Annotated in this window: 1 protein-coding gene; it reads left to right on the forward strand. The window is 72.6% G+C overall.

Going from position 1 to position 383, the window contains the following annotated elements:
- Window positions 1-67 precede the first annotated feature (67 nt).
- On the forward strand, window positions 68-383 hold a 316-nt coding region (locus tag ABD308_RS02215), incomplete at its 3' end, for a GntR family transcriptional regulator (RefSeq protein ID WP_344324629.1).

Raw genomic sequence — 383 nt, forward strand, 5'->3', positions numbered from 1 at the left:
CCGGCCGGCGGGCGACTATGATCAATGCCCACCACCGGGAGAGTCCTTGCCGAATCAGGTGACGAATGTGGGAGACGGAGCCGAGGCGGGCAGCACGCCGGACGGTATCGCCCGCGCGCTGCGCGACGACCTCCTGGACGGCGTCCTCGAACCCGGGGCCCGGCTCACCGAGGAGGCGCTGAGCGCCCGCTTCCGGTGCGGCCGCCACTCGGTGCGGGCGGGCCTGCGGACCCTGGTGGCCGAGGGCCTCCTCGAACACCAGCGGAACAAGGGGATCGTCGTCCCCGCCGTGACGGCCGAGCGCATCGACGACATGTGCTCGTACCGGTCGATCCTGGAACTGGGCGCGCTGCGGCTGGCGCTCGCCCGCGACGCGGACTTCT

This window comes from Kitasatospora putterlickiae (assembly GCF_039527695.1).
Lineage (GTDB): Bacteria > Actinomycetota > Actinomycetes > Streptomycetales > Streptomycetaceae > Kitasatospora > Kitasatospora putterlickiae.